Origin of the sequence: Mesonia sp. K4-1, from assembly GCF_008017825.1 — a bacterium.
Lineage (GTDB): Bacteria > Bacteroidota > Bacteroidia > Flavobacteriales > Flavobacteriaceae > Mesonia.
The window spans coordinates 20989-30122 of sequence record NZ_VRLS01000083.1 but is presented as its reverse complement, the minus strand read 5'-3'; the positions used below and the strand labels follow the sequence as shown (position 1 = coordinate 30122).

6 protein-coding genes are annotated in these 9134 nt (G+C 33.3%); 1 reads left to right on the top strand and 5 read right to left on the bottom strand.

Annotation, left to right across the window (positions count from 1 at the left end; all coding sequences use genetic code 11):
* Positions 1 to 92: 92 nt before the first annotated feature.
* Positions 93 to 3020, bottom strand: a complete 2928-nt coding sequence (locus FT986_RS12090) for an FAD-binding and (Fe-S)-binding domain-containing protein (protein ID WP_147865273.1) — start codon at positions 3018 to 3020, stop codon at positions 93 to 95.
* Between the two features lie 106 nt (positions 3021 to 3126).
* Between FT986_RS12090 and FT986_RS12085 the strand changes: the two genes are divergently transcribed.
* Entirely contained in the window at positions 3127 to 3627 is a 501-nt protein-coding gene (locus FT986_RS12085; RefSeq protein ID WP_147865272.1) for a hypothetical protein, read from the top strand.
* A gap of 12 nt (positions 3628 to 3639) precedes the next feature.
* On the opposite strand, the gene bshA is transcribed toward FT986_RS12085, so the two are convergent.
* From bshA to FT986_RS12065, 4 genes are read right to left on the bottom strand one after another with little or no spacing between them, the layout of a single operon-like run.
* A complete protein-coding gene (gene bshA, locus FT986_RS12080; protein WP_147865271.1) occupies positions 3640 to 4785 on the bottom strand; it encodes an N-acetyl-alpha-D-glucosaminyl L-malate synthase BshA in 1146 nt (381 codons plus the stop codon).
* 44 nt (positions 4786 to 4829) lie between these two features.
* A complete protein-coding gene (locus FT986_RS12075) occupies positions 4830 to 7745 on the bottom strand; it encodes a glycoside hydrolase family 3 N-terminal domain-containing protein (protein ID WP_147865270.1) in 2916 nt (971 codons plus the stop codon).
* A gap of 59 nt (positions 7746 to 7804) precedes the next feature.
* The gene (locus FT986_RS12070) at positions 7805 to 8287 is read right to left on the bottom strand and encodes an ABC transporter ATPase (RefSeq protein ID WP_147865269.1); all 483 of its coding nucleotides are present in this window, start codon (positions 8285 to 8287) and stop codon (positions 7805 to 7807) included.
* Positions 8288 to 8314: 27 nt separating this feature from the next.
* Positions 8315 to 9106 carry a (Fe-S)-binding protein gene (locus FT986_RS12065; protein ID WP_147865268.1) on the bottom strand — a complete coding sequence of 264 codons (792 nt, stop codon included), beginning with the start codon at positions 9104 to 9106 and terminating at the stop codon, positions 8315 to 8317.
* Positions 9107 to 9134 lie beyond the last annotated feature (28 nt).

Sequence of the window (9134 nt, the reverse complement as noted above, 5' to 3'; positions counted from 1 at the left end):
TAACTTGATAACAAAAATGGTGGATAGTGATAAAATTCATCAAGCAAAATTAATAAGCAACTAACTACTGACCTCTATAAATTTATTTAAATCTATAATTTAATCAATGCATTCTTTAAAATACTTATAGGATGTATTGATTTTTTTTTGGTACCATCATAAATCTGGTGCCTGCAGCTTGTTCCATTTGCTGAAATTAAAACATCATCTTTAGCTTTTCTTATAGCAGGAAAAAGTGTCTGATTTCCTATTTGCATACTCACCTCATAATGCTCTTTTTCATAACCAAAACTCCCTGCCATCCCGCAACATCCAGAAGGGATTATGGTTACCGTGTAATTTTCTGGAAGATTTAAAATGTCGAATGTAGGTTTTACACTACTCAAAGCTTTTTGATGACAATGACCGTGAATCTTAATCGTTTTTTTCTCTTTACGGAATTGATTAGAAGAAATCTTTCCTTTCTGAATTTCTTTAGCTAAAAACTCTTCTATTAAAAAAACATTTTTTGATAGTTTTATAGCCTTTTCAGGTTGATTTGCAAGTCGTAGATATTCATCCCGAAAGGAAAGAGTAGCACTGGGTTCTATTCCTAGTAAAGGAGTTTGTTTAGAGATTAATGGAGTAAAAGTCTCGATATTTTTATTTGCTAACTTTTTAGCTTCTTTCAAGAAACCTTTAGATATTTGGGCGCGTCCGCTTTCTTCATGAGGAACTACTTTTATTTCATAACCTAAAAGTGTTAACACTTCGATCGCATCTATTCCTACTTGCGTATCTAATTGATCTGTAAATTCATCGATAAATATATAAACGGTCTGTATGTATTTCGCTTTCGCGGAAAGTAAACTAGGTTTTTCCTGTATGATTTTCCGTAAAGATTTTTTTGCAAGCTGTGGCAAATTACGTTGCGAAGCTATATTAAGAATTTGCTTAATAAGCTTTGAGGTCCAAGGCGTAGAAAATAGAGCATTGGTAAGTGTTGTGCTTATTCTTCCTCGTTTATTCCAAGTATAATTTTTAGCAAAAAGTTGATCTCTAAAACTCGGTGAATTAAATTGATGATATTGATACAAAAACTCTGCTTTATAACTAGCCATATCTACATTAGATGGACATTCGCTTTTACAACCTTTGCAACTAATGCATAAATCTAATACTTCTTTTGTATGCTTATCATCAAATTTCTTAATAGAATCAGTTTGAGTCATCAACTCTCTCAATACATTAGCTCTACCACGAGTAGAATCTTTTTCACTTTTAGTAGCGCGATAACTTGGGCACATAGTCCCTCCAGATTCTACACTCTTTCTACAATCTCCGCTACCATTACAATTCTCTACAGCACGTAAAAAGCCTTGTGAATCATCAAAGTTCATTAGAGTTTCCTCCTTAGGCTCTTTACGGTTAGGCTTATAACGTAAATCGGTTTCCATAGGAAGAGCGTCTACAATTTTTCCAGGATTAAAGATATTTTTAGGATCAAATATTTGTTTGGTTTCTCTAAAAAGTTGATAATTTTTATCACCTACTAACATGTTTATAAAAGATGCTCTTACCCTACCATCCCCGTGTTCTCCACTAAAAGAACCTTTATATTTCTTCACTAATATGGCAACTTCGTATGTGATTTCTTTAAAAAGCTTTACATCTTTTTCTTTCTTCAAGTTTAATATAGGTCTCAAATGTAATTCTCCTGCTCCTGCATGAGCATAATAAACTGCACGTTGATCAAAGCCTCTCATCAGCTGAGTAAACTCTGTGATATAAGAAGATAGATCTTTTAGAGCCACGGCTGTATCTTCTATACAAGCTACTGCTTTTTTATCTCCCTTAATGTTTCCCAACAAACCCAATCCAGCTTTCCTTAATTCTAAGGCTAAATAAATTTCTTCTCCAAAAAGTATTTTATTAGCGTATGACTTAGATTTTGTACTTAGATTATTTTCTAAAAGAGAGATTTTATGTTGTAAGGCTTTAGATGTTTCTGCTTTAATTTCTAACATCAAAATCCCTAACGGATCACCCTCAATAAAAAACCTATTTTCTTTATACTTAAGACTGTCTTTAGTACAATCTAAAATAATCTTATCCATCATCTCGCAAGTGTATAAATCTTCTTGCATTACAAGTTCTACAGCAGCTAAACAGTCTTCTATAGAAGAAAAATGTGCTGCGATCATAGCCGAATGTTCAGGAGGCAACTCATTTAATTGAAGTTTAATTTTTGTAGTAAATGCTAACGTCCCTTCACTACCACATAATAATTTACAGAAATTAAAGGTTTGGGTAGATTTAGAAAAAACATCACTATCTATCAAAGCGTCTAAAGCGTAACCTGTATTTCTACGGTGAATTTCTGGCAAAGGAAACTGTTCTTTTATTTCTTGCTGTACTTCTTGCGGAAGCAACATTTCATAGAACTTTCGGTAGATATCACCTTCAAGATTATGTTGTTGAAGCTTTTGCTGAAATTCTTCCGCGTTAAGCGATTTGAAAGTTACAACACTTCCATCCGATAGTATTGTCTCTAGTTCTAAAACCTTATCTCTTGTAACTCCGTATTGAATAGAAGTGGTACCACTAGAATTATTCCCCACCATACCGCCTATCGTACATCTATTTGATGTAGAAGTATTAGGACCAAAAAATAAATTATAAGGCTTTAAAGACCTATTCAAATCATCCCTGATAATTCCTGGTTCTACTACTACAGTTTGTTCGTCTTCATTAAACTCAATTACAGAATTTAAATATTTAGAAATATCAATCACTAAACCATCTCCTACACACTGTCCTGCTAATGATGTACCTGCGGCACGAGGAATTAACCCTACCCCTTCTTGATTTGCAAAATTTATAATTTGCTGAATATCTTTTCTAGATTTAGGAATAGCGACACCTACTGGCAACTTTCTATAGACAGAAGCATCTGTAGCATATAGTTCTTTAAATGTTTTATTAACATACAGCTCACCTTCAATTCGGGATCCTAATAGTTCTAATAGAGATAAATTCAATGGAGTTAACAGTTTTTAAGGAAGATTAACAAAAGATTAATTAAGCATAACCGAAAGGTATTAAAATTGAAAATATATTTGACCTCAAACTGAAAATTAAATGAATATGAAAAAGATTTTTTTGACATTAGCGCTTAGTATGGGAGCTTTTTTAACGATGAATGCTCAAGAAATTTCTGAGAATGCTATTGGACTTCGCTTGGGTGGAGGTGATGGTTTTGGAGCAGAAGTTTCTTACCAACGAGCCATTGGAAACGATAACAACCGTTTAGAATTGGACTTAGGTTGGAGAAACGACGATAACTTTGATGCGGTAAAACTAGCCGGACTTTACCAATGGGTTTGGAATATAGAAGGAGGTTTTAACTGGTATGCGGGTGCAGGAGCAGGTTTAGGAACCGTTGATGATAAAAGAGATTTTAGAGATGATTTTGATGATAATGATGGCGCATTTGTATTTATTGCTGGGAATATTGGTATAGAATATAACTTTGATATTCCGTTGTTATTATCATTAGATTTTAGACCAGAATTTGGTTTTTCTGATTATGATGTTATTGATGATTTTGCTCCAGATATTGCAGTTGGAGTTCGTTATCAATTCTAAAAAATTGATTATCTAATCAGTAAATTTGGCATTGAGGTTGGATGCAGCTCTATTGTAAATTTCTTCATATTGAGGAATTACAGTATCCGTATCGAATTTTAATGCCATTTTTTTGGCATTTAATTTAAATTGCTGTAAACGATGATCATCACTTAAAATATGAATGGCATTTTTCGCCATTTCTTCCACATTTCCTACTTCACTTAAATATCCAGAAAATCCTTCTTTATTAACTTCAGGTAAACCTCCAGTATTAGAAGAGATTACAGGGACACTGTTCACCATAGCTTCTAAGGCAGCTAAACCAAAACTTTCTTTTTCTGAAGGCAGCAAAAATAAATCTGAAAAACATAGAATCTTATCAATATCATTGCTTTCCCCTAAAAACATAATCTTATCTGAGATCCCCAACTCATGGGCTAATTTTTTAGCTGGCTGTACTTCTGGTCCTTCGCCGACCATAATTAACTTAGAATTGATTGTTTGTTGCGTTTTATAAAAAATTTTCACCACATCATCTACTCGTTTAACTTTTCTAAAGTTACTAATATGGGTGATTATTTTTTCATCGTCTTCTGCCATTAATTCTCGCTGACAATCTGTAAACTGATTTTTTTCTTTTTTTGCATCGATAAAATTGGGTACAACCTCTATAGGAGTTTTTACATCAAATAAGCGAAGAGTATCATCTTTTAAGCTTTGTGATACAGAAGTTACATAATCACTTTTATTAATACTAAAGGTTACTGCTGGTTTATAAAAAGGATGATTTCCTACCAGAGTAATATCGGTTCCATGAAGCGTGGTTACCATTGGTATATGAATCCCTTCTTCTGCCAACATTTTTTTTGCCATATAACCTGCATAAGCATGAGGAATGGCATAATGTACGTGAAGTAATTCTATTTTATGAAGCCTTACCATATCTACCAATTTACTTGATAGCGCAAGTTCATAAGGTTGATAATGAAATAAAGGATATTCTGGAACATTTACCTCGTGGTAATGAATGCTTTTAGATAGTTGTTCTAACCGTACTGGTTGTTTATAGGTTATAAAGTGAATTTCGTGGCCTCTTTTTGCTAACCCCATTCCTAATTCGGTAGCTACAACTCCACTTCCTCCAAATGTAGGATAACATACAATACCTATCTTCATAATTTTTTGTTTAAAGGTAAAACTTTTGCTACTAAACAGGAACTTTAATACATAATCGATTCATAAATTAACCGCTGTATTTTAGTTCTTATATCTTCGCTAATTAGTTTTCTATTCGTAGCATCTGGAAATGTTCTATTAGATAAAAATACATACACAATTTCCTCTTCTGGATCTGCCCAAGCATAAGTTCCTGTAAATCCACTATGTCCAAAACTCTTCATAGAAATACATCCACAAGTAGGTCCCACTGTTCCTAACTGAGGTTTATCGAATCCAACTCCTCTTCTCACTTCATCTTCACAATAATAACAAGTGTTAAAAGCATGTATGGTTTCTTCATTAAAATAACGTTTTCCCCCATAATACCCATTGTTCAAATACATTTGCATAATCTTTGCGACATCATTACTATTACTAAAAAGTCCGGCGTGACCTCCTACTCCACCTAACATAGCGGCTCCTTGATCATGAACATAACCTTGAACTTTTTGATCTCTCCAATAGTCATCAACTTCTGTAGGTGGAATTTGATCTGCTTTAAATCGTTCTAAAGGAAGATACCCCATGTAATTTGCGCCTAAATTTTCATAGATCTTTTCTTGAGTAAGCTGATGTAGAGAACTTTTATAATGTTCTTCTAAATATTTCTTTAAAATATAATAGGGAAGATCACTATATTTATATTCTTTTCTTTTTCTAAGATCACTATCGGTTATTTGCTTAAATATAGAATCATTGATATCATTACGCATATAAAAATCATCTGCTACTTTAATACTAAAGACTTTATCGGGTTGTGGTCTAAAATATTTAACCGAAGCTTTTTTAGTTTCTTTATCTAGGGTTGCTACATAAAACGGGATCCAAGCCTGTAAACGTGCATAATGACTTAACATTTCCTTTAAAGAAATATTCGCTTTATTAGTCCCTTCTAATTCTGGCAGAATTTCTTTAAGTCTTGTATTTAAATCTACAGTTCCATTTTCTTTTAATTCCATAATTAATGGAAGGCTAGCTAGTATTTTAGTTAATGAAGCTAAATCATAAACCGTACTATCACTTACAGGGATTGTTTTTTCATAAGTATGGTAGCCAAAGTTTTTTTGATAAACTACTCTTCCCTTTTTAGCTACTAGAAGTTGAACTCCAGGTGCCATTTCTTGATCTACCACGCTTTGAGCTAATGAATCAATTTTGTGTAGGTAAGCAGAACTCATCCCAACCGTTTCGGGTAAACCGTAAGATAATCGTTTTAAAGGTTTGGTAATATAGCGAGTACCTTCAGGAAAATTATCACCAACACTTACCGGTAATTTTCCTTCTGCTCCTATCGCTCCAAAAAGGATTTGAGCTACTTTCTTTTGACCAATTTCACTATTTTGATAACCTAATATTATCCCTTCTAGATTTGTAGTAGATTTTAAATCTAAAATTGAATAAGGTCTAGCGAATGAGGCTAAAACAGTCGTATTTAAGCGAGAAATTTCATATAACCAAACCAATTCTTTATCAGTAAACTGATAAGATTTCCAAGGATTTTCATTGGAAGTGTGATGTCCCACAATCACGTAATTATAAGACTGTAACTTTTCTAATAAATCTCCTAAATGTTCGCTACTTACGCGGTCAACCTGTGTATATTTTTGAAGTTGATGGTAAAAACTATTTCCACTATCCTCTCCAAAAGGAACGTAAGCTATTTTTTTAGACTGAAGGTCTTTAATGGGTAAAATGGCTTTGTCGTTTTTAATGACTGTAATTGCTTTTTCAATAACATTTTCATACAATACATCATTGTGGAGAGTATTCAATTCTTCAACTAAATAATCTGTATTTACAGGTTGGTAATCATTTAAACCAACTTTATATTTTGCTTGTAAAATTTTCTTTACGGAATTTGCTAAACGCTCTTCTGTAAATATATTCTCTTGATAAGCAGCAACAATTTTTTCATGGGCCTTAGGAATATCTTCAGATATTAATAAAATGTCATTACCGGCAAGAAAAGCTGCTAAATCAATTTCTCCTGGCTCATCAAAATCTGCTACTCCACGCATATTTAAAGCGTCGGTAAAGACTAAACCTTTATAATTGAGACTATCTTTTAATAAGCCTGTGATAATTTTTTTAGATAAAGAGGAAGGAAAATTTTCTCTAGGTTCTAAAGCGGGTACATTTAAATGTCCGACCATAATACTAGAAACCCCTTCTTGAATCATCCTATAATAAGGATATAGTTCAAGACTATCTAAACGTTTTTTAGTAAAATTAAGTGTAGGTAAAGCTTTATGAGAATCGGTGTCTGTGTCTCCGTGTCCTGGAAAATGTTTAGCACTGCTCAATACATTTTCTAAATGCATACCCTGCATAAATGCTAAGGCTTTCTCTGTTACTCGATCTTTATTTTCCCCAAAAGAGCGATTGCCAATAATAGGGTTTGCTGGGTTGGTATTAATATCTACTACTGGAGCAAAATTTATATGAACTCCTAAACGTTTACAATGTTTTGCTACTTGTTGCCCTACTTGTTTAATCAATTCATTATCTTCTACTGCGCCCAATGTCATATTCCATGGAAAAGCATAAGTAGAATCTAATCTCATGGATAATCCCCATTCGGCATCCATCCCTATAAGAAGTTTTACGCGAGATAATTCTTGAAATTCATTATTCATTTTGGCTTGTTGCTGGGGTCCTCCTTTAGAGAAGATTACTCCACCAATATGATAATCATGAATAAGTTGTTTTATTTTATCCGCAGCAGCGTCACCTTTACTAGAAAAAATATCGACCATAAATAATTGGCCTACTTTTTCTTCTAAGGTCATATTCTTATAAATACTATCTACCCATTTTTTTTGATCTGCTTTATTTTTAGCTATCAAAGGGTTTTGCGTTTGGGCAAAACTAACGGGTACTAAAAATAGTATAAGAAGGGTATTAAGAATAAATTTCATAAACTTTACGGAATTAAAAACAGGTATAAAAGAAACGAGAGTAGCAGTAAAAAGTTGTTCTACAAGAACCTATTATGCCAACTTTCTTCTAACGGAATTTCCCATTCGTGTAGGTACTCTTCTTTTGTATTCACTAAATTATTGAATACAATAGTTTTAGGAGAAACCGATCTGTTTTTAACTATTTTTTTGAAATCTATAAGAGGCTTATAGGCAATAAACTCTCCTTGCTTAAAAGATACATTCATCTTGTCTAATAAGTCAACCTCGTATTTCTTCTCTAATTCTTGTATAAAATGCACAGATGCATCTATAGAACACCCCGTAGCACCTTGTTGCGATTGATCTAAACCTATGATGATAAAACGCTTGTACTTAATTTCGAATCCAGCATTAAGATTGGCTCCATGAGCTGTCCATTGCTTCAAAAATTGCGCAACTTCTTCATTAAGTTGCATAACTTCTTCTTCTGTAAAAGGTCTATTTGATTGGTAAATCCAGATTCTGGATTTATTGGGTAATTCTTTAAAATCTACATACATATCAACGCTGCATCCTCTATATTAAACTTATAATTCATCTGCTTGGGCAATCATTTCAGCTACATCCATAACTTCAATTTCGCCTTCTTTATTTTTGCTTTTAACACCATCGGTCATCATGGTATTACAAAAAGGGCAACCTGCTGCAATCATATCTGGTTTAGTTTCCATGGCTTGCTCTGTACGCAATACATTTACATCTTTATCACCAGGTTCTGGTTCTTTAAACATTTGTCCTCCCCCTGCTCCGCAACAAAGTCCTTTCTTCTTGCAGTTTTTCATTTCGACTAACTCTACTTCTAATTTACGAAGTAAGTCTCTAGGAGCTTCATACTCATTATTAGCTCGCCCTAAGTAACAAGGATCGTGAAAAGTTATTCTTTTACCTTTAAATTTACCTCCCTCAACTTTCAATTTCCCTTCTTCTAAAAGAGATTTTAAAAACTGAGTATGATGCATTACTTTGTAATTACCACCAAGCTCTGGATATTCATTTTTAATCGTATTAAAACAATGCGGACATGCGGTTACAATTTTTTCTATTTCATAACCATTTAATACCTCAATATTTTGAGCTGCTTGCATTTGAAATAAAAACTCATTTCCTGCTCGTTTTGCAGGATCTCCAGTACAACCTTCTTCTGTTCCTAATACCGCATAATCTACTCCAGCATTAGAGAGTATTTTTACAAAAGCTTTGGTGATTTTTTTGGCTCTATCATCAAAACTTCCAGCACAACCTACCCAAAATAAAACTTCAGGTTTTTTACCTTCTGCCATATATTCAGCCATTGTTGGTACTTTAATCGCTTCTGCCATAATCAATATATCTTTTTCTCTTTTTGAA